Source organism: Myxococcus sp. XM-1-1-1, assembly GCF_020037095.1.
Classification (GTDB): domain Bacteria; phylum Myxococcota; class Myxococcia; order Myxococcales; family Myxococcaceae; genus Myxococcus; species Myxococcus fulvus.
In genome coordinates this window covers 212,606-237,816 of sequence record NZ_JAIQDH010000002.1, presented here as the reverse complement: position 1 = coordinate 237,816, position 25,211 = coordinate 212,606, and the positions used below count along the sequence as shown (strand labels likewise).

Genomic DNA, 25,211 nt, shown 5'->3' with positions numbered 1-25,211 from the left:
ATGACAGCGGGTGCGATGGTGCGTCCGGAGGCCCGCTCGCCCGCCTGGACGCACCCTCGTGTGCATCGTGTCGGACGGCCCAGGTCCGCTAGGCTTGTCCCCAGAAGCCCGTTCCGCGCGGCCGGGACGAAGGACCCACGAGGCGTGTCATGGAGCTCCAGCTCACCGAAGAGATTCGCAAGCAGGTGGATGAGGCCTTCCGCAGACGCGGGCGGGTCAACATCGTCATCGCCGGGCGCAGCGGCGTGGGGAAGAGCACGCTCATCAACGCCGTCTTCCACGGGCGCATCGCGGACACCGGCCAGGGCCGCCCCGTCACGCAGGAGACGCGCGAGTACACGAAGAGCGACGTCCCCGTGAGCATCCTCGACACCCGGGGCCTGGAGCTGGGCGCCTACAAGCAGACGCTGACGCTGCTCGAGGACCTGGTGGCCACGCGGGGCCGGGACGCGGACGCGACGCGGCACCTGCACTGCGCGTGGCTCTGCATCGGAGAGGACTCTCGACGCGTGGAGGATGGAGACCTGGAGGTCGCGCGCATGCTCTCGCGGCACATGCCCGTGGTGGCGGTCGTCACCAAGGCGCGCAACGACCAGGGCTTCCGCGCCGAGGTGGAGCGGCTCCTGCCCATGGCCCGAAACGTCATGCGCGTGCGCGCGCTCCAGGAGACGGACGACGAGGGGAACACGCTCCAGGCCAAGGGACTCGTGGAGCTGGTGGAGCTCACCATGGAGCTGGTGCCGGAGGGGCAGCGCAACGCCTTCGCCGCCGCACAGCGGGTGAGCATCGAACAGAAGCGCAAGCGGGCCCACGGCATCGTCGCCAGCGCGGCCGCGGCCGCCGCGGCCATCGGAGCCACCCCCATCCCTTTCGCCGACGCCGCCCTGCTCGTCCCCACGCAGGTCGGAATGCTGGCGGGGATTAGCAGTGTCTTCGGCCTGCCGCTCACCGAGGCCTTCCTCTCCACGCTGGTGAGCTCCGTGGCCACGGGGCTGGGCGCCACGTTCTCCGGACAGGCCATCGTGTCGGGCCTGCTCAAGGTCATCCCCGGCGCGGGCACGTTGGTCGGCGCGCTCATCGCCGCCTCCACCGCCACCGCGCTCACCACCCTCTTCGGTGAGGCCTATATCGCCGTGCTCTCCCGGCTGATGGAGCGGCGCGCCGGGGAGATTCCCCTCGTGGAGGACGTCATCAGCGCCTTCAGGGAAGAGCTGTCCCTGCGCCGCGCCTCGGCCTGAGTCACCCGGGCCTGGGCGGCGTGGCGCGCAGCTCCGCGCGGCGAATCTTGCCGCTCACCGTCTTGGGCAGCTCGAGCACGAACTCCACCTCGCGCGGATACTTGTACGGCGCGGTGGTGCGCTTGACGTGCTCCTGGAGCTCCTTCGCCAGCTCGTGCGACGCGATGAAGCCCGGCGCCAGCACCACGTACGCCTTCACCCGCTGGCCCAGCTTGTCGTCCGGCACGCCAATCACCGCGGACTCCGCCACCGCCGCGTGCTCCAGCAGCGCGGACTCCACCTCGAACGGCCCCACGCGGTAGCCGGACGTCTTGATGACGTCGTCCGCGCGGCCCACGAAATAGAAGTAGCCGTCCGCGTCCCGCACGGCCCTGTCCCCGGTGACGTACCAGTCGCCTCGACGGCAGGCCGCGTTGGCCGCCGCGTCGCCCAGGTACTCCTGGAACAGCCCCACCGGCCGCTCCGGCGCCACGCGCACCGCGATGTCCCCCTCCTGCCCGTCCGCCACCTCCTGGCCCGCGTCGTCGATGACGCCCACCGTGAAGCCCGGGGACGGCTTGCCCATGGAGCCCACGCGCGGCTCCACCGAGGGGAACATTCCCACCACCACCACCGTCTCCGTCTGCCCGTAGCCCTCGCGGATGTGCAGCCCCGTGGCCGCCTTCCACGTGTCGATGACCTCCGGGTTGAGCGGCTCGCCCGCGCTCACCGTGTGGCGCAGGCTCGACAGGTCGTAACCCTTCAACTCCTCGAGCACCATCGCCCGCCACGCCGTGGGAGGCGCGCAGAAGGTCGTCACCTGCTGGGACGCCAGCACCTTCAGGAGCTTCCGCGGCTCGAACCGCCCCCGGAAGTCGTAGACGACGTTGCACGCGCCCTGCCTCCACGGCCCGAAGAGCTTGCCCCACGCGCACTTGGCCCAGCCCGTGTCGCTCAACGTCAGGTGCCGGTCCTCGGGCGTCAAATCCAACCAGTAGCGCCCGGTAATCACGTGGCCCAGCCCGTAGCTGGCGTGCGTGTGCAGCACCATCTTCGGCATGCCCGTGGTGCCGGACGTGAAGTAGATGAGCAGCGGGTCCTCCGCGCGCGTGGGCGCGAAGTCCTGTCCGTGCGCGCCCGTGCCCACCGTGCCCGACTCGTAGCGGACCCACGGCGCCGGCGCGCCCTCCCCCACCGCCACCCACGTCTCCACGCGGCCGGTGCCCGCGAGCCCCTCGAAGCGCTCCAGGCAGCTTGTGTCCGCGATGACCGCGTTCGCGTCCGCCGCCACCAGCCGGTAGCGGATGTCCTTGACGGTGAGCATGGGCGTGCCCGGCATGAAGACGATGCCCGCGCGGATGCAGCCCAGCACCAGGAACCACCACTCCGGCACCCGGGGCATCATGATGAAGAGGCGGTCCCCCTTCTTCAGCCCCAATCCGGTGAGGAACTGCGCCGCGTGCAGCGAGCGCTGCTTCACGCCCTGCCACGTGAAGCGCTGCTCGCGGCCCGTCTCGTCCGACCAGAGCAGCGCCAGCGACTCCCCCCGCTCGGCGGCGTGCCGGTCCACCACGTCCGTGGCGAAGTTGAAGTGCTCGGGCCGCTCCCACCGGAAGTCCCGGTGGGTCGCCGCGTAGTCGCGCATGTTGCGAGGGGTGGACTGGGCCATGCGGGCGAGCCTGCCACGCCCCTCCTCACGACGTCCGTCCACACGCCCCCGCTTCGCACGGTGGACAACACGCCCGCCGCGAAAAAGCAGAGGGGCCGGCCCTTCAGAGAGGACCGACCCCGGTGTGTGACGAGGAGAACCTACGGTGGACTCAGTTGAGCTCCATGCACGGGACGATGTTGCCCATCCCGTTGCACGTGAGCATCGCGTCCATCAACTGCTTCTCGGCCTGCGCGGTGCGGCCCGCGGCCAGCTCCCGGCGGATGCCCTCGCGCTCGGCCAGCAGGTGCAGCCACGGGTCCGGCGTCCCCTCGGCGAAGCCGCGCAGCGCGCTCATCGCCGTGGCGTCCGACACCGCGGAGCCCGTGTGCATCAGCGCGCCGAAGTAGATGTCCCGCTCCCCCGAGCGGCGCAGCGAGTCCAGCAGCACCGTCGCGTCCTTCTTCGTGTCGCTGTCACGCAACAGCCCCGCGTACCCCTGGGCCAAGGGCGCCCGCGCCGTGAAGTCCCGCGCGGCAATCTGCCGCACGTAGTCCTGCAGCACCGAGCCCCCACCCAGCGCGTCCAGCTCGCGGGCCAGCGGCAGCAGCGCCTCCACGCGCTCCTTCGACGTCACCGTGCGCACCGCGTCGTAGAGCGCCGCGCGGGCCACCGCGGGCCGCTGCGCGAGCTGCTTCGCGTCCCAGGGCGCCTCGCCCGTGAGCGTCGTCCACACGTCCATCACCTGACGGCGCGAGCGCACCCGCTCCTCCGCCAGCTGCGTGCGCAGCTCCGCCGCCATGCGCCGCGCCTCGCCGCTCCACCCCGCCTCGCTCAGCGACGCCACGGTGTCGAACGACGCCGCCGCGCGGTCCAGCAGGTCGCGCTCGCGCAGCACCAGCGCGCGGTTCCACAGCGCCTGGGCGTGGTTCGGATTGAGCTTCAGCGCGCTCGTGAGCAGCCCCAGCGCCTCCTCGTAGCGCTGACGGCTGAGCGCGACGACGGCCAGGTCGTTCGCCTTGTCCGCGGACTCGGGCTCCTGACCCAGGAACGCCTCGGCCTGCTGCCAGTCGCCGCGCAGGGCGTACGCCGCCGCGATGCCCCGGTAGTCGTGCCGCTCCGCCAGCTCCGCCAGCGGCCTGAGCGGCAGCATCTGCGCCGAGTGGCTGGTGCCGCGCATGGGGCTGTAGGGCAGGAAGCGGTCCGCCTTCGGATGGGAGAGCCGCGCCTCGAAGGCGCGCGTGTCCGCGCCCGACAGCCACACCTCGCCCGGAATCTCCGGCTCCGCCTGGCCGCGCACCACCACCACCGCTGCCAGCCCCGCCGCGAGCGCCAGCGGCATCGCCAGCTTCAGGCCCTTCTGGAGCCGCGCCTTCAGGGACACCACGTTGCCGCCCATCACCGGCTCGGCCACGTCGGCGCCCTGCGTCACCGGCGCGCTTCCCCCCAGGGCCCGGGCCGCCAGCAGCTCCAGCTGCAACAAATCCCTCAGTCCCGACTCACACTCCGCGCACCGCGTCAGGTGCTGGCGGAAGGCATCCGCCTCCGTGGCGGACAGCTCCCCGTCCACGAAGAGATGCAGTCGGTTGTTGGTGCATGGCGTCGTCATGAGCTCGTTGCCCCCTGCTCCCGGGCCACCGCTACCTGTGGCAGCAGCAAGTCCTTCAGGTCCCTGCGTGCCAGGGTGAGCCAGCTGCCCACCGTGCCCACGGGAACGTTGAAATGCTCGGCGATGGCGTTGTAGCGCTTGCCCTCCGCGTGCAGCCGGTAGGCATCACGCAGGTGCGGCTTGAGCCGCTCCACCGCCTTCTGGAACTCCTCGGTGCTCACCAGCTCCCAGTTCTCCTGGGCCTCCGCCTGCGCCACCCCCTCCTGCACCAGCGCGAGGTGGGGCATTCCCCGGGACTCCGTCCGCTGCCTGCGGCAATAGTCCAGGAAGCGGTTGGTCATCGTCGTGCACAGCCACGCCGCCGCCGCCGCGTCCGTCCGGTCCTTCAACGACTCGAATTCCTGCATCGCGCGCTCGAAGGTCTCCTGCACCAGGTCCTCGGCTTCCAGGCTGGAGCGGGCGGACAGACGACGCGCCAGTCCCAGCAGGCTGGGCCGGTGCTGTCGGATGAACGCCTCGAAGCGCCTCCGCTCCCGGTTGAAGAGGTTGGCCATGATGTCCTACATGCCTCGCGCGGCAGGTTTCCCAGTCAAAGACGCGGTGCCGTCCGTTCCTTGAGAAAAAAGTGCAAGGGCACCAACAAGGCAATGCCCGGAAGGGATGGAATCCCAGTCCGGGCATGGATCTCCAGCGGATGTAGGTCTGGAGGGGAGACGGCGCCTAGGGCTGCTGCGGGGCAGAGGCCAGGGCGGGGCTGGACGGCATGGGCAGGGGCTTGCGGGCGCGCTGCACCCCCACCGTGGTGGCGCAGTCCACGTAGTTGTTCTTCACGTGGGCGTCCGCGGCACTCGACTCGACGGGCTTGGAACCGGACGTCATTCGCTCGCTCCTCGTGCTGGGATACAGCAGCACGGACAAGTTGCTGGTGGATGAAACTTTGAATCTGTCGCCGTCCTTACCATGCTCCGGTCCGATTCCGTGAGAGGCGGCGGGGTGGATTGCGTCTCGGATTTCGAGGTTTTCCAAATGAGCGTGGATACATCCCGATTGGCGTTGGAGTGGCAGGTCTGGCTGGTGGAGAACCTGGCGATGGGGGTGACGCGCGAGGAGGCGTGTCTGGCGTTGGCGGGCGCGGGCGTGTCCGAGGAGGTGGCGCGAGAGGAGGTGGCGCGGGTGGAGGCGCATCCGTTCTTCCAGGCCTGCCAGCGGGTGGGACGACGCTACGGGTGGCTCGAGTCGGTGATGGACACGTACAGCACGTTGCATCGGCAATCCGGTGGACACCTGGCGCTGGAGCGACGCCACGAGCTGTCCGCGGAGGAGTTCTTCACGCGCTACTACTTCGGACACCGGCCGGTGGTGTTGACGGGGCGGATGAAGGACTGGCCGGCGCTCGGACGTTGGTCGCTTTCCTACCTGGCCGAGCGGGTGGGGGACGTGGAGGTGGAGGTGATGACGCGGCGTGAATCCAACCCTGACCACGCGCCCGAGCCGGACAAGCACCGCGAGACGATGCGCTTTCGCGACTACGTGCACCGGGTGGCGACGGGGGGCGAGACGAACGACTACTACATGGTGCCGCGCAACGAGAACTGGCAGCGCGAGGGCTTCGAGCCGCTGCGCGAGGACGTGCGCGCGCCCCAGGGCATCATCGACGACAGCCTGCGGCCGGACATGATGACGCTGCTTTTGGGCCCCGCGGGCACGGTGACGCCGCTGCACCACGACAACATGAACGTGCTGCTGGCGCAGGTGATGGGGCGCAAGCACGTGAAGCTCATCCCCTCCTTCCAGCGGCACCTGATGTATCCCCGCTACGGGACGTTCAGCCACGTGGACGCGGAGCGCCCGGACGTGGAGCGCCACCCGCTCTACGCGGAGGCGCACGTGGTGGAGGCGGTGCTGGAACCGGGGGAGCTGGTGTTCATCCCGGTGGGCTGGTGGCACTGGGTGCGCGCGCTCGACGTGAGCGCGTCGGTGACGTTCCACCACTTCCAGGTGCCGCAGGGGAACACGTACCTGCCCACGCCGCTGTAGGGGTGTCAGTCGGACGTCTCCACCAGCAGCACGTGGTGCGTCCAGCCGTTGCGGGCGTCGCGGGCGAGCCACTTCTGGCGCTCGTCGCGCAGGGCCACCGCGGGGGCGGTGCCGCCGCGGATGCGCTGGCGCACGCCGTCGAAGAAGCGCCCGGCGGCGTCGGGGATGTCCACCGTGGAGGCGAGCACCGCGCGTGCGCCGGCCTCGATGAAGGCGGCGGGCAGGCTGAAGGGCTCGTGCGTGGTGGTGGAGGCGAGCCGCCCCGCGCTGCACGCGGCCAGGAACACCATGGGCGCGCCGGCGAGCTTCTGCTTGCGCACGATGTCCGCCGTCAGCGCGTAGCGGCCGTTGCCCTCGGGCGAGAGCACCACCAGCGAGGCGTCCGACAGCACGGGGTCGCTGATGCCGTGCGCGTGAATCTCGATTTCCGTCGCGTCCGACATGCTGGACAGCACGCGCGAGGGCGTGGCGTCCGAGCCGGACAACAGCTCCAGCGTCGTGGGCTCCGGCTCGGGCGGCGGCGTCCACGTGGGCAGCCTGGGCAGTTGCAACAGCGCGGGCGCCTCCACACTGGAGACGACCAGGCGCCGCGACGGCGCGGACACGCCCGGGACGATGCGGCCCATGCGGAAACTCCACGGCTGGTCCACGGGCAACAGGTCCGTGCGGCCGAAGACGGGCGCCCACGCGAGCACCTCCACCTGGGCGCAGCCCTTGAGCGCCTGGCGCACGTGCTCGGGGACGAGCTTGACGCTGGGGCTCTCCGCGAAGGGCACTTCGCGCGTGCCCTGGTAGTCACCGACGAGCTCACCCCCGGGCCCCCGGGCGACGGCCACGGAGCGCTCGTTGTGGACGGCGGCGCCGAGCGCGCACCGCTGGGGCACCTGGGTCCCCAGCTGCTCGGCGAGCAGCTCCAGGGCGCGCGCGTACTCGCCCCGGCGCCCCGCGTCGGTGACGAGCGAGGAGTAGGCCAGGGTCCACGCCTCGCGCGCCAAAGGCTCGGTGGACGGCAGCTTGCGCGCGTCCTCGAGGGTGCGCGTGAGCAGCGCCACGCCGCGCTCGTGCTCGTGGTCCAGCACGAAGCGGCCCTCCAGGTAGCGCGCGTAGATGGCGTCGCCGGGCGTGGGGTTGCTGGCGCGCGCGACGTCGAGCGCCTGGCTCAGCCGCTCGGCGTCCTTCGGGTCCGGACGGGCGCGGGCCATCTCCGCGAAGGTGGCGCCGAACATCAGGTCCAGCTTCGCGTTGGGACACGCGGCGGCGGCCTCCAGCGAGGCGCGCGCGGCCTCCGGACGCAGGGCCAGGTAGTGCGTGTGGGCCTGGTTGATGTGGGGCCAGTAGCAGGTGTCGATGACGCGGCCGCCGCGCGCGGTCCACTCCTCCACGTAGGCGAGCGCGCTGGAGAAGTCCCCGCGGTCCCGGGAGATGTGCACGAGCAGCTCCAGCGTGGTGAGCTCCAGCTCCCACTCCTGGAGCTGGCGGGCCCAGGACCAGGCGGTGCGCGCGTGCTGCTCGGCCTCTGTCAGCCGGCGCAGCTCCGCGTAGAGGATGCCCAGGCGGAGCTCCAGGTCCACGCAGCGCGCGGAGAAGGCGCCCTCGCGGCAGCGCTGGAGCGCGTTGAACAGGCGCTGCTCGGCCTTCCACCACTCGCCGTCCGCCGTCTCCTTGCGGGCCTGCTCGCGCTCCAGGAACAGGCCGAGCCAGGTGTCCTTCTCTCGCTGGACGTGGGAGACCAGGTCCGGCAGGTAGCGCAGCGCGGCGGCCTTGTTGTGCAGGGCCATTCCCACGAACAGGTCCTCCTCACCCGAGGCGCGCACCGTCTCCACCAGTGACTCCGGCGCGCCCGCGCGCTTCCTGACCCACTCGGAGTACCCCTGGGCCAGGGCGCCGCGCCGCGTGAAGTCGCGGCCGGACACCCGCGTCACGTAGTCGCCGAGCGACGTGCCGCCCTGCAGCCGGTCCAGCTCCCGCGCCAGCGGCATCAGCGCCAGCACGCGCTCCTTGGAGGGCGCGGCGCGGACCACGTCGTAGAAGTGCTGCCGCACCACGCCGGGAGTCTGACGCGCCTCCTGGAGGGGCAGCGGCGCCTTGGGGTCCTCCAGCAGGGCCAGCGTGGCGTCGCGCGCGCCGTGCCACTTGCGCGAGCGCGCTTGCGTCTCCTCGCGCAGCGTCAGCGCCTGCGCCTTGGCCTCCCTGCTCCAGCCCTGCTCGCCGAGCGCGGCCACCCTCTCGAAGGTCTCCGCGGCCTTCATCGTCAGGCCCATGTCGCGCAGCGCCAGGGCGCGGTTCCACAGCGCCTGGGGATGCGCGGGGGACTTGGCCAGCACGCGGTCCAGCAGCCGCAGGGCCTGCTCGTGTGCGCCCCGGGAGAGCTGCACGGCGGCCAGGTCACTGTCGCGGTCGACGGAGGACGACATGCGCTCGAGGAAGGAGCCCGCCTGGTTCCACTCACCCTGCAGGCCGTAGGCGGCGGCGATGCCCGCCCAGTTGCCCTCCTCCTCCAGCCGGGCCAGCTCCTTGAGGGGGATGGGCTCGGCGGGGACCAGACAGCCGCCGGCCGAGACGCGCGGTCGGTAGCGGTCGGCCTCCGGATAGGTGAGGCGGGCCTCGATGCGCGCGGACGCCCGACGCTCGGCCCAGAAGCGCGCCTCCACGCCGCTTCCCCCGGACGGCGTGCGCACGAGCAGCGCGGTGACGACAAGCACGGGCGCGGCCAACGCCAGGACCAGGGCCTTGTCGGACTTCGACTTCCACATGCTGCCCCCTCGGGTGCTGTCTCCCCCAGACAGGCGCCCACCGGTCGGGTTCTACACCAACCCTCCGGCTGGCGACGACTCCAGGCCCACACCGGACCTGTCGCCTCTGTACGAACGCACATCCCACCGGGTCCTTGGGCGCCGGCATTTCTTGGGCGAATTTCCCGCGTGGGCGCAGGCACGGAAGAAGACGCCGCGTCCCCGGGCCGCACAGCGGGCGAGCGCCGCGGGAGCCCAAGGTGCCGCGCGCTCCCACTTCCGGCGCGTCGCTTCATCCTCCGGGAATCATTGCGGTGGACGGCAAGCGACGAGCGGGGCCGAGGGCGCCCCGACTCCTCGTGCCCCACCGGGCGGCGGAGCGGGGGCTGGGACCTCAGGGGCTTGGCGGGCGAGCGGGAGCGGGAAGTAGCACGGCCGGCCGGATGTCCCAATGCGCCAACCCGGAATGAAAGGACCTCGTTTGACCGCATTCCTTCGACTCGCCGCCCTGGTGTTGCTGGTTCCCCCCCTCGCGTCCGCGGAGGTGGTGTGGAAGGGCGACTTCGAGACCGGAAACATTTCGCAGTGGACGCGCTCGCAGAGCGTCGCGAACAGCCGCCTGCAGGTGGTGTCGGACGTGGTCCGTGAGGGCCGCTATGCGTTGAAGGCCACGGTGCGTCAGGGCGATGACCCCATCGGCGCCAGCGGCAACCGCAACGAGCTGCTCTACATCAGCGAGGAGAAGGCGGGCTCCACGTACTTCTACAAGTGGAGCACGATGTTCCCGTCGAACTACCCCATCTCGGATGGGTGGCAGGTCTTCGCGCAGTGGCACCAGGAGGGCTGCTGTGGCTCGCCGCCGCTGGAGTTCTTCGTGAAGGGGGACCAGATGCACCTGCGCGTGGGTGGCGCGGACGGTGACATCCCCTGGAAGGGGCCCCTCAACAAGGGCCAGTGGCACGACTTCATCCTGCAGGTGAAGTGGTCGTCCAACGCGAAGGTCGGCTTCGTGCAGCTGTGGCACAACGGCAAGCTGGTGTTGCCGAAGACGATGGGGGCGACGCAGTTCGGCAAGGAGATGAACTACCTGAAGCTCGGGCTGTACCGCGAGGACAGCATCCGTCCCGAGGCGAGCGTGTACCACGATGGCTTCACCATGAGCACCGCGCTGGAGGACGTCCTGCCGCCTCCGCCCGCGCCGGAGCCCACCCCGGAGCCGACGCCCGAGCCCACGCCCACCCCGGAGCCGACGCCCGAGCCCACGCCGACGCCCACCACGCCGCCCATCGTCAACGTGCCCACGCTGCCGGGCACGGGCACGCCGCGCGTGGGTGTCATCGACACGGATGACGGCACGGACAATCCGCAGGCGGCGCAGGGCTGCGGTGCGACGGCGACGGGCGGGGCTCCGTTCATCGCCGCCACGGGCCTGCTCGCGTTCGCGGCGCTGCTGAGCCGTCGGCGCAAGCCGGCGACGGTGCGTGCTCGCGGCGCGCGTCGCTGAGCCACCGCGACACCGTGAAGGTCCACAGCGGGTCCGTCCTCCAGCAGGGCGGGCCCGCTTCGTCTTTTCAGGAAGGCGCCCACGAAGAAGCGGGTCCACCCCAGGAGGGAGGACCCGCTTCATCGACCCAGCCAGCGCCCAGCCCTCAGTGCGCGCCCTCGACCTTCACGTTGGGGTCGGCGCGGCGCAGCATGAACACCAGCACCAGTGAGCACGCGAAGATGGCCGTGAGCACGGTGAAGTTGGCGTTGAAGGCCCGCACCAGGGCCTGCAGGTTGATGCGCTGGCTGAACAGGCCATAGGCCGCGGCCAGGGGGTCCGTCACCCGCGAGGCCACCGTGGCCTGCATCGCGGCGAGCTGCTCCTGCGTCACCTGGCTGTACGCATCCACATGCGACGCCAGCGCCGTGTTGTTCACCTGCGTCAGCCGGTTGAGCGCGCTGCTCATCCACGCCGTGCCAATGGACCCACCCAATTCACGCGTCAGGTTGAACAGCCCCGCCGCGTTGCCTCGCTGGTCCGGACGCAGGTTGCTCAGCGCCATCACCGACAGCGGCACGAAGATGAACCCCATCGAACACGCCCGGATGAACACCGGCGCAATCAGCGCCGCCTCGTCCGCCGTGCTGCTCAAGTGCCCGTTCGTCCACAAGGACAGGCACATCCCGAGGATGCCCACCCCCACCAGCATCCGCCCGTCCACCTTGCCACCGAACTTCCCGATGAGCGGCATCAACAACACCTGGATGAAGCTGCCCTTCAAGAACACCAGCCCGATGTCGAGCGCCGAGTAGCGCATCACCGTTCCGCAGAAGAGGCTGAACAGGAACGACCCGCCGAACAGCGCCGTGCCGATGAGGAAGTTCACCCCCGTCGCCGCCGCGTACGAGCGGTTCGCGAACACCCTCAAGTCCACCACCGGCTGCGGGGTCTCCAGCTCGTGCACGATGAACGTGATGAGCGCCACCCCCGCCACCACCGCGAGCACGGTGATCTTCATGCTGTCGAACCAGTCCTCGCGCGTGCCCTCCTCCAGCACGAACTGCAGCGCGGCCATGCCCACCGCCAACAGGCCGATGCCCCAGCGGTCCACCCGCTCGTGGGACACCTCGAAGTCCTTCTGCTCGATGTGACGCCACGCCATGTACGCGGCGAACAGGCCCACCGGCAGGTTGATGAGGAATATCCAGTGCCAGCTCGCCACCTCGATGAGCATCCCGCCCACCGTCGGGCCCAGGAGCGGCCCCGTCACCGCGCCCAGCCCGAAGAGCGCGCCGGCCATGCCGTGCTCCTTCTGCGGATAGCGCGCGAAGAGGATGGCCTGCGACGTGGGGATGATGGCGCCGCCCCCCACGCCCTGGAGGATTCGGAAGACCACGAGCGACGGCAGGTTCCACGCGAGCCCACACAACAGGCTGGCCGCCGTGAAGATGAGGATGGACGCGGTGAAGTAGCGCCGGAACCCGAACCGACGCTGCAGCCAGCCCGTCATCGGGATGACCACCACGTTGGCCATCATGTAGCCGGTGGAGACCCACGCAATCTGGTCCATCGGCGTGCCGAAGCTCGCGCGGATGTCGCTGAGCGCGACATTCACAATCGAGATGTCCAGCACGGACATCAACGCCGCCGCCATCGCGGCGATGGTGATACCGGCCTTCGAGCCGGTGATGACGTCGCCCTTCACGACTACTCGCCCCTCGTGTTCACCGTGACGACGGCGCTCATGCCCGGCTTGAGGGCCACGTCCTTCGCGTCACCGTCGAAGCGGATGAGCACGGGGATGCGCTGCACCACCTTCACGAAGTTGCCGGACGCGTTGTCCGGAGGCAGCAGCGCGAAGCGCGCCCCGCTGGCCCCCGCCAGGCTGTCCACGTGGCCCTTGAAGTGATGACCGCTGAAGGCATCCACCTCCACGTCCACCGCCTGCCCCGCCTTCATCTCGCCGACCTGGTCCTCCTTGAAGTTCGCCACCACCCACACGTCGTCCTGCGGCACCACCGCCATCAGCGGACGCTCCGGCCCCACCATGTGGCCCACCTCCACCGTGCGGCGGCTCACCACGCCATTCGTCGGCGCGCGGACCTTCGTGTACGACACCGCCAGCTCCGCCAGGTGCAACGCCGCCTGGGCCTGCTTGAGCTTCGCGTCCGCCAGCTTCACCGCCGCCTGCGCGGCCTGCACCTGCACCGGCCCCGTCTCCGCGGCGGCCAGCTTGCCCTGCGCCGTCTCCAGGCCACCGGAGGAGCCCTGCACGCCCGCCTCCGTGGACGTCAGCCGCGCCTTGGCCACGTCCAGCGCCGCCTTCGCCTGGTCATGCGTGGACTGCCGCGTGTCCAGGTCCGCCTGCGTCACCGCGCCCTCGGCCTTCAGCGTCTTCACCCGCGTCAGGTCCGTGTCCGCCAGCTTGAAGCGCGCCTCCGCCGCCACCACGTCCGCGCGCGCCTGGTCCAGCGCCGCCTTGGACGAGCTGATGCCGCTATTCGCCTGCACCACGCCGCCGCGCGCCTGACGCAGGTTGGCCCCCGCGTTCACCTCGGTGAGCGCCAGCTGCGCCTGCGCGTTCGCCGACTGCGCCTCCGCGCTCGACACGTCCGCGCGGGCCACCTCCAGCTTCGCCTCCAGGTCCGTGGCGTCCAGCTCCACCAGCACGTCGCCCGCCTTCACCTGCTGGTTGTCCGTCACCAGCACCCGGGCCACCTGCCCCGAGATTCGCGGCGACACGTTGGCGATGCGGCCCTCCACCTGCGCGTCATCGGTGGACTCCTCGCCCCGGGTCAGCACCCAGCGCGCGGCGCCGCCCAACAGCGCAATCCCCAACAGCGCGGGCAACACCCGCTTCGCCCTGGAGCGCGGCGCCGCCGGCTCCTTCACGAGCGCGGGGCTCTTCTTCGGTACGTCGGTGTCCGGGGCATCCAGGGAGGGTGATGCAGTGCTCATGGGTGTTCTCGAAGGTTCAACGGGTCGATGATAAGGGGCCTAACCATGTGGCCGTGACAAGACGTCCGTCGGGCAGCGCCCGAGGGGAATCGAGGGTTCGAGGGGAAGCTCAGGGCTCTCGGAAGGCAGGCAGTCCGGAGGAGACCTTGGTCAACAGCTCGCGCAGGGTGGCGCGCTCCGGCTCGCTCAGCGTGGACATCAGCGCGGCGACGCGGCGGAAGTGGACGGGCAAAAGCTCCTCCAACAGCGCGCTCGCCTTCGGCGTGAGGTGCACGGTGTACATGCGCCGGTCATCGGGGTGGTCGGCGCGGGAGATGAGGCCGTCCTTCTCCAGCGTGTCGAGCAGCCCCGTCATCGTGGCCCGGCTCACACAGGAGCTCTCCGCCAGCTCGGCCGGGGTGAGGCCCTTGCCCTCCTCGCTCTCGCTGTAGGAGAGCAGGCGGGCCAGGACGGTGAAGCGGCCCGTGGATAGGCCGTGACGCGCGAGGTTCGCCTCGTAGGCGCTCGACAGGTCGTTCGACATGCGCAGCAAGAGGACGCAGGTCTCGATGGCGCTCGCGTCCAGTTGAGGGAAGCGCTGCGACAGTCGCTGCAGCCGCTCGAAGCGGGTGATGGGAGGCGTGACGCTCATGGTGAGGCGCGGCGAAGACCCCGCCGCCCCCTGAGTCGTAAGGCTCCTAACTACCGCGCGCAACGAAATAGTGGAGGCGGTGGGAGGAAACGGACGCGCTGTTATGACGGGGAGGTGCTGGATGTGAAAGACCCCACCGTGCAGGCGGCGCTGCGGCAGGCGAGCGACGAGGCCGGTCTGCCGGATTATCTGCGCAGCTGCGTGTACCCCCTGCTGCGCGAGCCGGAGGGCGAGTGGCCGAGCTGCTGTGGAGGCGGCTGCCAGCCCTGCTCGGCCACGCTGGTGGACGTGGCGGCGCGGACGCTGGCGCTCCTGGGAACGCCGCGCGAGGCGCCCCTGCCCCTGTGAGCGCGGGCCGGGGGCGCCGTAAGCTCGTGGGGACATGAACCCCATCGTCCATGCGGAGCTGGCGTGGCTCACGGCCCAGGGGCTGCGTGAGCGGAGGGACCGCATCCTCGTCACGTGCGCGGGGCTGGCGCCGGACCTGGATGGGCTGACGCTGCTGGGTGGCGAGGAGTGGTACGCGCGCTACCACCACGTGCTCTTCCACGGCTATGTGGGCGCGCTCGTCACCACGGCGGTGTGCGTGGCCTTGGCGAGGCAGCGCGCCCGGGTGGCGGTGCTCGCGATGGTGGCGTTCCACCTGCACCTCGTCTGCGACCTGGCGGGAAGCGGGCCCGGCTGGCCCATCCACTACTCCTGGCCCACGAGCATGCGGGAGTGGTTCTGGCAGGGGCAGTGGGACCTGTCGTCGTGGCAGAACTCGGTCATCGGGCTGTTCACCACGCTGGCCGTCCTCGCGTGCGCGCTGGGTCCCGGGCGTCGAACCTTCGTCGAGGTGTTCTCCGCGCGCTGGGACGCGGTCGTCACGCAGACGCTGCGCAAGCGCTTCAAGGGCGAGGAGCCCGCCGCGAAGCCCAACGGCTGAAGGCCCTCACCTGTCCCACGAGACAACCGCGCTGTAGGGGCCGTGACATATCTCGAGCACGGGGACCCGCGGGCGCGGTGCGGGGTTGTGTCCCCGGACGCGCAGCGCCTAGCTTGAAGCCCTTCCCGCGAAGGGGGCCCGATGCCCGCATACCGTGACGTGCTCGGCAGGATTCCCGAACCTGACGTCGAGGCCGGCAGGCAGTGCCAGGGCCTGTTGGACATGAAGACCAAGCCTCAGGGCAGCCTCGGCCGCCTGGAGGAGCTGGCGTGTCAGTGGGCCGCGCTGCGGGGAGAGCCCGCTCCGGCGATGCCTCGCAAGGGCATGGTGGTGATGGCGGCGGACCACGGGGTGACGGAGGAGGGCGTGAGCGCCTATCCCGCCGAGGTCACCGCGCAGATGGTCGCCAACTTCTCCCGGGGCGGCGCGGCCATCAACGTGCTGTCACGGCAGCACGACGTGCGCGTGGAGGTCGTCGACATGGGCGTGCGGGTGCCCGTGGAGGGGCTCACGGGCGTGCGCCACCACCGCATGGGCCCCGGCACGGGGAACCTGGCGAAGGGGCCGGCGATGTCGCGCAAGACGGCCGAGGAGGCGCTGAGCGTGGGCGCGCTGCTGGCCATCGAGCTGGCGGAGTCGGGCGTGACGCTGCTCGGACTGGGTGACATGGGCATCGGCAACACCACCGCGTCGTCGGCGCTGACGTGTGTGCTCGCGGGTGTGTCGCCGGACATGGCCACCGGGCGCGGCACGGGCGTGGATGACGCGGGCCTGACGCGCAAGGTGGACGTGGTGCGGCGGGCGTTGGTGGTGAACCAGCCGGACGCGGCGGACCCGCTGGACGTGCTCGCCAAGGTGGGCGGGTTCGAAATCGCGGGGCTCGCGGGCGCGGCGCTCGGCGCGGCGTCCAAGCGCGTGCCGGTGATGCTGGATGGCTTCATCTCCTCGGTCGCCGGGCTGGTGGCGGCGCGCCTGTGTCCCCGGGTGATGCCCTTCCTCATGGCCAGCCACATGTCGCGCGAGGCGGGCCACCGGCGGGTGCTGGAGGCGCTGCGGCTGCGGCCCCTGTTGGATTTGGGGCTGAGGCTGGGCGAGGGCACCGGCGCGGTGCTCGCGATGGGGCTGGTGGACAGCAGCCTGCACGTGCTGCACGAGATGGCGACCTTCGCCTCGGCCGGCGTCGCGGAGAAGTCACAGCGCTGAAGCGCGTGTCCCCGGCTGGAAACCCGGCGGGAGTCGCGCCATACCTGGGCTCCCATGAAGCGACTTCTCGCCGGCATCGCGTTCCTCAGTCGCATCCCCGTCCCCGGGGCGGCCACGTTCGACGCTGGCGACGTGGGCCGCGCCACGCTGTGCTTCCCGCTCGTCGGCGCGCTGCTCGCGGCCATCCTGGTGGGCGTGCGCCACGCGCTCTTCCCCCTGCTGCCCGCCACGGTGACGGCGTTCATCCTGCTCATCGTCTACGCGCTGCTCACCGGCGCGCTGCACCTGGACGGGCTGGCGGACATGGCGGACGGCTTCGGCGGCGGGCGCACGAAGGAGGACGTGCTGCGCATCATGCGCGACCACGTCATCGGCGCGTATGGCGGCACGGCCCTGCTGTTGAACGTGGGGCTGAAGTCGAGCGCGCTGGCGGCCCTGCTCGAGCGGGGACAGGCGGACGTGGCACTGGTGGTGGCACTGAGCCTGGGCCGGTGGGGCTCGGTGCCCCAGGGGTGGCTGTTCCCCTATGCGCGCCGCTCCGGCGGCATCGGCATGGCCATCACGGATTATGTCGGGCGCGTCGAGGTGGCGGGGGCCACGGTGCTGGGGCTCGGCATCGCCGTGGGGCTCATGGGCTGGAAGGGGGGTGTCATCATGGCGGCCGTGGCCTTGGTGTCGATGCTCCAGGCCCTGTGGTGCCGGAAGAAGATTGACGGAATCACGGGCGATACGATGGGCGCCAACACCGAGGTGTGCGAGGCGGTGGTGCTCGTGCTCGCGCTGGCGCTCGGCTGACCTTGCTCACGAAAGGAAACGGACGCGTGGACTGGCGACTGCCGAGCGGCGTGACGCGCATGATTCTGGTGAGGCACGGCAAGCCCTCCGAGGAGATGAAGGGCCGCTGCTACGGGAGGCTCGACGTGGGCCTCGCGCCCGAGGGACACGTCCAGGCCGAGCGCGCCGCGCGCCTGCTCGCGCCGGTGGAGCTGCACGGCCTGTATTCGAGTCCCCGGCTCCGCGCGCTCGACACGGCGAAGCGATTCACGGAGGGCCGGGGGCTGGAGCTTCGAGTGGAGGAGGCCTTCCGGGAGATCGACTTCGGGCACTTCGAGGGGCTCACCTACGAGGAGGCCGAGCGCCGCTTCCCCGCGGTGTACGCGGAGTGGATGACACACCCCGCACAGGTGCGCTTCCCCGAGGGAGAGACGTTCTCCGAAATGCGCGAGCGCGTGCGCGCAGGAGGTCGGGCGCTGCGAGCACGTCATCCCGGCCAGTGTTTCGCGCTGGTGTCCCACGGCGGCGTCAATCGCACCCTGCTCTGCGAGGCACTCGGGATGTCGGATGAGCACCTGTTCCGACTGGACCAGGTGCACGCGGCGGTGAATGTCATCGACTTCTATGGCGATGAGCCCGTGGTGAAGTTGATGAACGCGGAGCCGTGACGCACCACGCCTCGGCTTGACGGTGTTTCCGTGCGAGGCGTAGCCTTTGGTGGCTTGTCTGGGATTGAAGTTCCGTCGTGCACAAGGGGGCGTCACGCGCATGGAGACCCAACCGCCAGGCGAGGCCAGCGGACGTCCCGTCATCCGCGCCCCCGGCAAGACGCCCGACCCCTTCTCCGCGCAGGCGCTCAACAACCCCTACGCCGTCTACGCGCGGCTCCTCGAGCAGCCCGCGTGCTGGAGCGCCGAGTCCCAGCTGTGGCTGTTCTCGCGGCACGCGGACTGCCTGGAGGTGCTCGCCAATCCCCGCTTCAGTCGGAACATCGCCAGCGCGAGGAAACGCCGCCCCCAGGACTACCCGCCTCCACCCGAGGCGCTCGCGGCGCTGTCCGCCATGCACAACCAGTGGTTCCTGCTGATGGACCCGCCGGACCACACGCGCCTGCGCGCGGTGACGAAGCGGGCCCTGGGCCCGCGCATGAAGGAGCTGGCCATCCACATCCAGGCCCTGGCGGAGTCGCTGGTCTTCCAGGCGCGTCAGCGTGGAGGAATGGATGTCATCTCCGAGTTCGCCATGCCCCTGGCCCGCAGCACGCTGCGCCAGCTGGTGGGCGCGGATGATCTGGATGAGGGGCTCTATCAGCACTGGGCGCTGTGCCTCGCACGGTGCGCGGATGCCTCCGCTCCGCTGGGTGTTCGCGAGGCCGCGAGCGCCGCCACGCGTGAGGTGCACCAGTCCCTCCAGGCCGCCGTCACCCGGCGCCGACAGTCGCGACGCACGGATGTCCTCGGACTGTTGGTGGCCGCGCAGGAGGACGAACAGGCGCTGAGCGAGGAGGAGCTGCTGCCCACGTGCATGCTGCTGCTCTTCGGCGGCTACGACACCTCCGTCAACCTCATCGGCAACGGGGTGCTCGCGCTGATGGAGCACCGCGCGCAGTGGGAGGCCTTGTGCGCCGAGCCCTCGCGAACCAAGGGCGCGGTGGAGGAGGTGCTGCGCTTCGACACGCCCCTGCAGCTCGTCTCGCGCATGGCACAGGAGGACGTGGACGTGGGAGGGACTCACGTCCGCGCGGGTGAGTGGGCGTGGGTGCTGCTCGGCGCGGCGAATCGGGACCCCAGGCGCTTCGAGAACCCCGACGCGCTGGACATCCAGCGCACGGACCTCCAGCACCTCGCCTTCGGCCACGGCATCCACCAATGCGTCGGCGCGGCGCTCGGGCGCATCGAGGCACAGAGCGCGTTCGGGACGCTGGCGCGCGAGCTGCCGCAGCTTCGGCTCGTGCCCGGTGCGTGGAAGCGACGCGACACCGCCGTGTTCCGTGGCCTCACCACCCTGCCCTGCCAGCTCTGAACCTGAAGCTCAGCCGGGCCTGCGCGCCATCAAGTGCACGAGCAGCGCGGTCCCTGGCGCTGCCATCACCCTGTCGTGCCAGCGCTGAGCCCGAGGCTCAGCGCGACTTTCACGCCACCAGGTACACGAGCAGCGCTGCGCCCAGCGCCATCGCCACCCTGTCAGCGCTGGGAATGAAGCTCCGCACGACTTGCGCGCCACCAAGTACACAAGCAGCGCTGACCGTGGCTCCGCCGCCACCCTGCAGGCTCTCGACATGAAGCTCAGCGCGACTTGCACGCCACCAGGCACACGACGCATCCGCGTGCCTATCGCCACCATCACTCTGCCGGCTGTGAGATTGAAGCTCGGCGCCACTTGCACGCGACCAGATACACGCCGCATCCGCGTGACTATCGCCACCGTCACCCTGCTGGCTGTGAGCCCGACGCTCAGCGCGGCTTGCGCGACACCAGGTCCACGAGCAGCGCGGTCCCTGGCGCCGATGTCACCCTGCCCGACCAGCGCAGAGCCCGAGGCTCAGCGCGACTTTCGCGCCACCAGGTACACGAGCAGCGGTGTGCCCAGCGCCGCCGTCACCAGCCCCACGGGCGGCTCTCGCCCCGGCAGGATGACTCGCGAGGCGGCGTCACAGAGCGCCAGGAAGCTCGCGCCCACGATGACCGAGCACGGCAGCAGTACCCGCCGACTCACCCCCAGCACGCGCCGGACGATGTGCGGGACGATGAGCTCCACGAACGCGATGGGGCCACACCACGCGACACAGCCCGCCACGCCGAGCGCCCCCAGGCCAATCGAGGCCATGCGCACCACACGCACGTTGACGCCCTGCGACTCGGCATGCTCCTCGCCGGAGATGAACACCTCCAGCGCTCGCGTCAGCGACAACAGCCCCACCACCGACACGGCCGCGATGGGCACGAGCGCGATGATTCCCTGGTAGCCCACCTGTGGCAGGTGCCCCATCGTCCACCGCGTGGCCGCCAGCAGCTCCGCCGAGTCCGCCGAGAACTGCACGCCCGTGGAGATGGCGCCCGCCGCCATCGAGAAGGCAATGCCCGCGAGCACCAAATCGTTCATCCGCACGCCCCGCCCCGCGGCGATGGCGGCCACCAGCAGGCTGACGCCCAGCGCCCCGGCGAAGGCCGACGCGGTGATGAGCGGCAGCCCCCACAGCGCCGAGCGGGCTCCCAGCACGATGGCCACCAGCGCTCCCAGCGTGGCCCCGGCCGTGGTGCCCACCGTGCTCGGCGCGGCGAGCGGATTGGCGAAGAGCGACTGGTACACCGCCCCCACCAGCGACAGCGTGCCGCCCACCAGCAGCGCCATCAGCGTCCGGGGGATGCGCAGCTGCCAGAGGATGAAGTCCCGCGCGTCCGGCGGCATCGGAGGCCCGATGAACGGCGCGGCGACGACCACCAGCCCGCACAACAGCAACATCACCACCAGCCGGGCCTTCATTCGCCACCCTCCAGCGGCAGGCCCACGAAGACTCTCCGGCCCTCGACCTCCACGCCACGCATCCGCACGGAGAACACCTGCCCCAGGTGCTCACCCAGCTCCGGCGCGTCGTAGTGCGACTCGAACGCCACCCGGCCCCGCGACAACCCCAGCACCCGAATCCGTCCCTCGCCCCCGTGCTGCACCGCGTGAGCAAGCACGTTGATGTCATGCGTGATGCACAGCACCCCCAGCCCCGAGCGCCACAGCCGCCCCACCAGCGCGTACAGCTCCAACTGCTGCGCGGGGTCCAGGAAGTTCGCGGGCTCGTCCAGCATCACCAGCGGCGACTCCTGCGCCAGCAGCGCCGCCACCGCGACGCGCTGCTGCTCCCCGCCGGACAGCTCCGTGATTCGCCGCGAGGCGAGCCCCTCCGCCTGCACCCGCTCCAGCGCCGCCCGCGCCTGCTCCTCCGAGCGGCGATGCGACTCCCGGAAGCGATAGCGCGCCGCGGCCACGTGCTCCAGCGCGGTGATGGGCTCGGAGACCTGCACACGCTGGGGCAGCCACGCGACATGGGCCGCGCGCTCCCGGGGCGACAGCGCCGCCACGTCGCGCCCGTCCACCGTGACGCGCCCCGCGTCCGGACGCTCCAGCCCGAGCGCCACGCGCATCAACGTCGTCTTGCCCGCCCCATTGGGGCCCACCACCGCCACGAAGTCTCCAGCCCCGAGCCGAAGGGACACGTCCGCCAGCAGCGTCCGCTCCCCCTTGCGCACCGTCGCCCCGGAGACCTCCAGCGTGGACGTCATGGCGTCTTCGCGTCGAAGCGCAGCGCGACCTTCAGTCGCTCCACCAGGTCCAGGATGCGCGGACCGGTGGACTGCACTCCCGGCCCCGCCACCAGCTTCACGCGCCCCTCCTTCACCGCGCGCAGCACCGACAGCTGCTTCCACGCGGCCAGCTGCCGCGCCTCCTCCTCGGGCGTCGGCACGGGCCCCTCCAGCAACACCAGGATGATGTCCGGGTCCAACGTCATCAACTGCTCGACGGAGATGTTCGGCGGACCACCCGGGTCCTCGGCCACGGCGTTGCGCGCGCCCGCGGCCTCCAGCGCCGCGCCGTGCAGCGAGCCCTTGCGGATGTACCAGATGCTGGAGAGCCCGGCCTCCGCGTCGCCAATCACCAGCAGCACCCGGGGCGCGTCCTTCGGAGGTGCCCGCTTCAGCGTGCTCTCCACCTTCGCGGCCAGCTCGTTCGCCTGCGCCTCGCGGCCCGTCTGCCGCCCCAGCTCGCGGACCCCGTTCGCCACGTCATCCACCGTGAGCCAGGGCAGCACCTTCACCGGCGCGACGGCGGCCAGCGAGCCCGCGGGAGCCTGCTTCACCTGCTCATCCAGGATGAGCGTGGGCTTGAGCCGGGCGATGGCCTCGTAGTTGGGCGCCAGCGTGGAGCCGACCTTGGGCACGCCCTCTGCCTCGGGGGGCCAGGACGAATAGTCCGAGCGCCCCACCACCTGCGGCCCCGCACCCAGCGCGTAGAGCGTCTCCGTGATTCCGGGGGACAGCGAGACGAGCCGCCGCGCGCCCGGCTCCTGGGCCGGAGGCGAGGAGCGCTGGCAGCCCGCGAGGAGCAGGAGCGCGAGACCGAGGAGCCGAAAGGAGCGCGAAGGGGACATGGGAGGACATCTCGCACCGAGGAGTGCGTGACGAGCGCCTTATAGTGCACCCGCCAGAGGAGGCCCGCCATGTCGAAGCACCCCCACCTCATGATTCAGGGCACGGGTTCCCACGTGGGGAAGACCACGCTGGTGGCCGGGCTGTGCCGCCTGTACGCCAACCGGGGCCTGCGCGTGGCCCCGTTCAAGTCGCAGAACATGTCCCTCAACTCCTTCGTCACCGAGGAGAACGAGGAGATTGCCCGCGCCACCGCGGTGCAGTCCTTCGCGGCGAGGCAGCGGCCCATCGTCCACATGAACCCGCTGCTGCTCAAGCCCAAGTCGGACAGCGTCAGCCAGCTCATCATCCACGGCAGGCCCCACCGGGACGTCGACGCGCGCGAGTACTTCCTGGCCGACACGCACCGTGCGCTCAAGCTCGCCGCCATCCAGGAGTCCATCGACCACCTGAACCGCCACTACGACCTGGTCATCGCCGAGGGCGCGGGGAGCTGCGCGGAGCCCAACCTGCGCCCGTTCGACGTGGTGAACATGGAGGTGGCCCACCGCCTGGACGCCCGCGTCTTCGTGGCGGCGGACATCGACAAGGGCGGCGTGGTGGCGGAGCTGCTCGGCACGCTGCGCGTCCTGGAGCTGGTCGCCCCCGAGGACGTCGCGCGCATCTGTGGCTTCATCATCAACAAGTTCCGGGGAGACCGGCAGGTCCTCCAGCCCGCCGTGGACTTCATCGAGCAGCACGCGAAGAAGCCCGTCGTCGGGGTGCTGCCCTACCTGTCCCTCGCGCTGGAAGAAGAGGACCGCGTCCAGCCCCGCATGCACGGCACACCCGAGGTCGACATCGCCGTCCTCTACCTGCCCCACATCTCCAACAGCACCGACTTCGACTACCTCCAGGAGGAGCCCCACGTGCGCGTGCGCTTCGTGCGCTCCGTGGACCAGTTGGGCGCGCCCGACGCCATCATCCTGCCCGGCACCAAGAACACGGTGGGGGACCTGGTCCACCTGCGGCGCATCGGCTTCGAGCGCGTGCTCCAGGAGCTGAGCGCCACCACGCCCATCGTCGGCATCTGCGGCGGCTTCCAGATGCTGGGGCGCCACCTGCTCGACGAGCACCGCCGCGAGTCCGAGCACGGCAGCACCACCGGCCTGGGCCTGCTGGACATCGACGTGGAGTTCCTGCCGGGCAAGACGGTCTTCAACCGCCACTACACCCCGACGAAGGACAATCCCTTGCGGGATGCGGGCGAGGTGTCCGGGTATGAGATTCATTCCGGGCTCATCCGGTACGACAGCGCGCGGCCGATGTATGCCCACCCCGGCGGCTTCGATGGCGCGGTGCACGAGCGACTGCCCATCTTCGGCACCTTCATCCATGACCTGTTCAAGAATCCTCGTCTGAGCCGCGCCTTCGTCGACACGCTGCGCCAGCGCAAGGGATTGCCAGTCCTGACAGCGCCCCTGTGCAACCACGACACCCGTCGGGAGGACAGCTATAATCGGCTCGCTGCCGCCCTGGCCGAGCACATGACATCCATCGACTGACTCTTCATCCCGCCAAAGGGGGCGCTCGGGGATTCCCGACGACAGGCGAATGTAAGGAGGAGGCTCAACGTGAAGCTCGATGGATTCGCTCGTGTCCTTCCGCGCGTGGTGCTGCTCTTGGCCATGGCTTGCCAGCACAGCGCGCTCGCGCAGGACCAGCTCGACACCGCCCCGAAGACACTCACCCAGCAGGTCCTCACGCCCGTTGGCACGACGTACCCCTACACCCAGCAATTGCAGTGGTTGGACGCGGGGCGGTTCATCGTGGGACGGCTGGATGGCTCGATGACGCTCTTCCGCCCGCCTGGACCCACCGAGTGGGGTCCCATGCTCACAGACGTGCTGCGCACGCCCGCCAACCGGGGCGTGGAGATGATGGCCGTGCGGGATGAGCGGACGTTCGTGACATCCAACGACAGCACCACCATCACCTTGTGGCGCGAGCGGGACCTCTCCGTCGCGGAGGACGCCGAGCCCGCGCTGCTGGACCGGCTGCCGCGCGCGTTCCGCTACCAGAACTTCGCCTACGACGCGGACGTGGGCACGGCCAACAGCGCCGTCTTCGTCACTCATGGGAACCGGGAGTACCTCGTCACCGGCCACGAGAACGGCTTCGTCCTCATCTGGAGCGTCACGCGCAACGGCCGGCAGCTGGCGGTGCTGAAGAAAATCGACGTGCGCTCGCCCGACCCCATCCCCAGCCCGTTCCAGCTGTGGAACGTGCGGGACATCGTCTCGTGGCGCGACGGCGTGGTCATCACCGGCTCCGAGGACGGAGACCTGGTGATGCTCCAGCTCCCCCAGGGCAACGTGCTGGCCCGCAAGCGCTACAACCCGGCGGCCCAGCGCGGCATCAACGGCCTGGCCATCCTGGATGACCACCTGGTGGCAGTGGCCTGCTCGGTGGGCCCGTCGGACAAGAACACGTGGCTGTTCCGCGTGCGCCCCGCGGAGCTCCAGTCGCAGGGCTCGGTGGACCTGAAGCAGAACCTGTCCCTGCCGCAGTCCTTCGCGTTCCGCGCCGCGATGGCCAGCGTGGGCGGGCAGCCCCACGTCTTCGCCACCACGCAGGAGGGTCTGCTGTGGACGGTGCTCGTCACGCCGGACGGACAGCTCCAGGTCCAGGCCGTCAGCTCGGTGGATTTCCCCATCGGTGAGGCCATCGACTACAACCCGGCCACCTCGCAGCTCGCCGCCGTGGGCGTGCTCGTCAACCTCTTCAACGTCGCTCCGCCCGCGCCCGCGCAACGCCAGCAGGCGCCCAAGGCCGCGCCGCCTCAAGCGCCGTCGCTGGTCCACTGAGCAC

General features: G+C 70.5%; 22 protein-coding genes. 11 read left to right on the top strand and 11 right to left on the bottom strand.

The features are described 5' to 3' along the window. Positions 1-149 precede the first annotated feature (149 nt). Positions 150-1,238, top strand: a complete 1,089-nt coding sequence (locus K8640_RS05080) for a YcjF family protein (protein ID WP_141327579.1) — start codon at positions 150-152, stop codon at positions 1,236-1,238. A 1-nt stretch (position 1,239) separates the two neighbouring features. Here K8640_RS05080 and K8640_RS05075 read toward each other — a convergent pair whose 3' ends face one another. From K8640_RS05075 to K8640_RS05060, 4 genes are all read right to left on the bottom strand, one after another. Further along, positions 1,240-2,886: an acyl-CoA synthetase gene (locus K8640_RS05075; RefSeq protein ID WP_223746035.1), complete on the bottom strand. Its 1,647-nt coding sequence runs from the start codon at positions 2,884-2,886 to the stop codon at positions 1,240-1,242. A 151-nt stretch (positions 2,887-3,037) separates the two neighbouring features. Next, positions 3,038-4,474 carry a zf-HC2 domain-containing protein gene (locus tag K8640_RS05070; protein WP_223746034.1) on the bottom strand — a complete coding sequence of 479 codons (1,437 nt, stop codon included), beginning with the start codon at positions 4,472-4,474 and terminating at the stop codon, positions 3,038-3,040. Then, positions 4,471-5,028 (bottom strand): RNA polymerase sigma factor, encoded by a 558-nt coding sequence (locus K8640_RS05065; RefSeq protein ID WP_046711104.1) that lies wholly within the window; start codon positions 5,026-5,028, stop codon positions 4,471-4,473. The genes K8640_RS05070 and K8640_RS05065 overlap by 4 nt, the downstream gene beginning before the upstream one ends. 166 nt (positions 5,029-5,194) lie before the next feature. Next, positions 5,195-5,353, bottom strand: coding sequence for a hypothetical protein (locus K8640_RS05060; protein ID WP_170300394.1), 159 nt, complete (start codon positions 5,351-5,353; stop codon positions 5,195-5,197). A 147-nt stretch (positions 5,354-5,500) separates the two neighbouring features. Between K8640_RS05060 and K8640_RS05055 the strand changes: the two genes are divergently transcribed. Continuing rightward, positions 5,501-6,511 (top strand): cupin-like domain-containing protein, encoded by a 1,011-nt coding sequence (locus K8640_RS05055; RefSeq protein ID WP_223746033.1) that lies wholly within the window; start codon positions 5,501-5,503, stop codon positions 6,509-6,511. Positions 6,512-6,516: 5 nt separating this feature from the next. Here K8640_RS05055 and K8640_RS05050 read toward each other — a convergent pair whose 3' ends face one another. Continuing rightward, positions 6,517-9,264, bottom strand: coding sequence for a CHAT domain-containing protein (locus K8640_RS05050; RefSeq protein WP_223746032.1), 2,748 nt, complete (start codon positions 9,262-9,264; stop codon positions 6,517-6,519). A 460-nt stretch (positions 9,265-9,724) separates the two neighbouring features. On the opposite strand from K8640_RS05050, the gene K8640_RS05045 reads away from it, so the two are divergent. Beyond that, positions 9,725-10,747: a heparin lyase I family protein gene (locus tag K8640_RS05045; protein WP_223746031.1), complete on the top strand. Its 1,023-nt coding sequence runs from the start codon at positions 9,725-9,727 to the stop codon at positions 10,745-10,747. A 145-nt stretch (positions 10,748-10,892) separates the two neighbouring features. On the opposite strand, the gene K8640_RS05040 is transcribed toward K8640_RS05045, so the two are convergent. From K8640_RS05040 to K8640_RS05025, 3 genes are all read right to left on the bottom strand, one after another. Beyond that, a complete protein-coding gene (locus tag K8640_RS05040; protein ID WP_223746030.1) occupies positions 10,893-12,434 on the bottom strand; it encodes a DHA2 family efflux MFS transporter permease subunit in 1,542 nt (513 codons plus the stop codon). Between the two features lie 2 nt (positions 12,435-12,436). Next, positions 12,437-13,687 carry an HlyD family secretion protein gene (locus K8640_RS42825; protein ID WP_305070640.1) on the bottom strand — a complete coding sequence of 417 codons (1,251 nt, stop codon included), beginning with the start codon at positions 13,685-13,687 and terminating at the stop codon, positions 12,437-12,439. A 109-nt stretch (positions 13,688-13,796) separates the two neighbouring features. Beyond that, a complete protein-coding gene (locus K8640_RS05025) occupies positions 13,797-14,318 on the bottom strand; it encodes a MarR family winged helix-turn-helix transcriptional regulator (protein ID WP_223746029.1) in 522 nt (173 codons plus the stop codon). Positions 14,319-14,432: 114 nt separating this feature from the next. On the opposite strand from K8640_RS05025, the gene K8640_RS05020 reads away from it, so the two are divergent. From K8640_RS05020 to K8640_RS04995, 6 genes are all read left to right on the top strand, one after another. Next, positions 14,433-14,666: a hypothetical protein gene (locus tag K8640_RS05020; protein WP_223746028.1), complete on the top strand. Its 234-nt coding sequence runs from the start codon at positions 14,433-14,435 to the stop codon at positions 14,664-14,666. A 34-nt stretch (positions 14,667-14,700) separates the two neighbouring features. Further along, a complete protein-coding gene (locus K8640_RS05015) occupies positions 14,701-15,246 on the top strand; it encodes a metal-dependent hydrolase (protein ID WP_223746027.1) in 546 nt (181 codons plus the stop codon). A 141-nt stretch (positions 15,247-15,387) separates the two neighbouring features. Beyond that, positions 15,388-16,449, top strand: coding sequence for a nicotinate-nucleotide--dimethylbenzimidazole phosphoribosyltransferase (gene cobT / locus K8640_RS05010; protein ID WP_223746026.1), 1,062 nt, complete (start codon positions 15,388-15,390; stop codon positions 16,447-16,449). A gap of 54 nt (positions 16,450-16,503) precedes the next feature. Beyond that, the gene (cobS, locus tag K8640_RS05005) at positions 16,504-17,244 is read left to right on the top strand and encodes an adenosylcobinamide-GDP ribazoletransferase (RefSeq protein WP_223746025.1); all 741 of its coding nucleotides are present in this window, start codon (positions 16,504-16,506) and stop codon (positions 17,242-17,244) included. Between the two features lie 26 nt (positions 17,245-17,270). Further along, positions 17,271-17,891 (top strand): histidine phosphatase family protein, encoded by a 621-nt coding sequence (locus K8640_RS05000; protein ID WP_223746024.1) that lies wholly within the window; start codon positions 17,271-17,273, stop codon positions 17,889-17,891. A 100-nt stretch (positions 17,892-17,991) separates the two neighbouring features. After that, a complete protein-coding gene (locus tag K8640_RS04995; RefSeq protein ID WP_223746023.1) occupies positions 17,992-19,245 on the top strand; it encodes a cytochrome P450 in 1,254 nt (417 codons plus the stop codon). 519 nt (positions 19,246-19,764) lie between these two features. Here the strand turns inward: K8640_RS04995 and K8640_RS04990 are convergent. From K8640_RS04990 to K8640_RS04980, 3 genes are read right to left on the bottom strand one after another with little or no spacing between them, the layout of a single operon-like run. Next, complete coding sequence (locus K8640_RS04990) at positions 19,765-20,706, bottom strand: iron ABC transporter permease (RefSeq protein WP_223746022.1); 942 nt, start codon at positions 20,704-20,706, stop codon at positions 19,765-19,767. Then, positions 20,703-21,497, bottom strand: a complete 795-nt coding sequence (locus tag K8640_RS04985) for an ABC transporter ATP-binding protein (protein ID WP_223746021.1) — start codon at positions 21,495-21,497, stop codon at positions 20,703-20,705. The genes K8640_RS04990 and K8640_RS04985 overlap by 4 nt, the downstream gene beginning before the upstream one ends. Then, a complete protein-coding gene (locus K8640_RS04980; protein ID WP_223746020.1) occupies positions 21,494-22,363 on the bottom strand; it encodes an ABC transporter substrate-binding protein in 870 nt (289 codons plus the stop codon). Before K8640_RS04980 ends, K8640_RS04985 begins: the two co-directional genes overlap by 4 nt. Positions 22,364-22,432: 69 nt before the next feature. Between K8640_RS04980 and K8640_RS04975 the strand changes: the two genes are divergently transcribed. Continuing rightward, on the top strand, positions 22,433-23,905 hold the full coding sequence (locus tag K8640_RS04975; RefSeq protein WP_223746019.1) for a cobyric acid synthase: 1,473 nt from the start codon (positions 22,433-22,435) through the stop codon (positions 23,903-23,905). 69 nt (positions 23,906-23,974) lie between these two features. Next, positions 23,975-25,207, top strand: coding sequence for a hypothetical protein (locus K8640_RS04970; RefSeq protein WP_223746018.1), 1,233 nt, complete (start codon positions 23,975-23,977; stop codon positions 25,205-25,207). The last annotated feature ends 4 nt before the right edge of the window (positions 25,208-25,211 follow it).

Excerpts from the sequence above, each read along its gene's own strand:
- K8640_RS05080 (WP_141327579.1), top strand. The coding sequence starts at position 150 with ATGGAGCTCCAGCTCACCGAAGAGATTCGCAAGCAGGTGGATGAGGCC.
- K8640_RS05075 (WP_223746035.1), bottom strand. The coding sequence starts at position 2,886 with ATGGCCCAGTCCACCCCTCGCAACATGCGCGACTACGCGGCGACCCAC.
- K8640_RS05070 (WP_223746034.1), bottom strand. The coding sequence starts at position 4,474 with ATGACGACGCCATGCACCAACAACCGACTGCATCTCTTCGTGGACGGG.
- K8640_RS05065 (WP_046711104.1), bottom strand. The coding sequence starts at position 5,028 with ATGGCCAACCTCTTCAACCGGGAGCGGAGGCGCTTCGAGGCGTTCATC.
- K8640_RS05060 (WP_170300394.1), bottom strand. The coding sequence starts at position 5,353 with ATGACGTCCGGTTCCAAGCCCGTCGAGTCGAGTGCCGCGGACGCCCAC.
- K8640_RS05055 (WP_223746033.1), top strand. The coding sequence starts at position 5,501 with ATGAGCGTGGATACATCCCGATTGGCGTTGGAGTGGCAGGTCTGGCTG.
- K8640_RS05050 (WP_223746032.1), bottom strand. The coding sequence starts at position 9,264 with ATGTGGAAGTCGAAGTCCGACAAGGCCCTGGTCCTGGCGTTGGCCGCG.
- K8640_RS42825 (WP_305070640.1), bottom strand. The coding sequence starts at position 13,687 with ATGAGCACTGCATCACCCTCCCTGGATGCCCCGGACACCGACGTACCG.
- K8640_RS05025 (WP_223746029.1), bottom strand. The coding sequence starts at position 14,318 with ATGAGCGTCACGCCTCCCATCACCCGCTTCGAGCGGCTGCAGCGACTG.
- K8640_RS05015 (WP_223746027.1), top strand. The coding sequence starts at position 14,701 with ATGAACCCCATCGTCCATGCGGAGCTGGCGTGGCTCACGGCCCAGGGG.
- cobT (WP_223746026.1), top strand. The coding sequence starts at position 15,388 with ATGCCCGCATACCGTGACGTGCTCGGCAGGATTCCCGAACCTGACGTC.
- cobS (WP_223746025.1), top strand. The coding sequence starts at position 16,504 with ATGAAGCGACTTCTCGCCGGCATCGCGTTCCTCAGTCGCATCCCCGTC.
- K8640_RS04995 (WP_223746023.1), top strand. The coding sequence starts at position 17,992 with ATGGAGACCCAACCGCCAGGCGAGGCCAGCGGACGTCCCGTCATCCGC.
- K8640_RS04990 (WP_223746022.1), bottom strand. The coding sequence starts at position 20,706 with ATGAAGGCCCGGCTGGTGGTGATGTTGCTGTTGTGCGGGCTGGTGGTC.
- K8640_RS04985 (WP_223746021.1), bottom strand. The coding sequence starts at position 21,497 with ATGACGTCCACGCTGGAGGTCTCCGGGGCGACGGTGCGCAAGGGGGAG.
- K8640_RS04980 (WP_223746020.1), bottom strand. The coding sequence starts at position 22,363 with ATGTCCCCTTCGCGCTCCTTTCGGCTCCTCGGTCTCGCGCTCCTGCTC.
- K8640_RS04975 (WP_223746019.1), top strand. The coding sequence starts at position 22,433 with ATGTCGAAGCACCCCCACCTCATGATTCAGGGCACGGGTTCCCACGTG.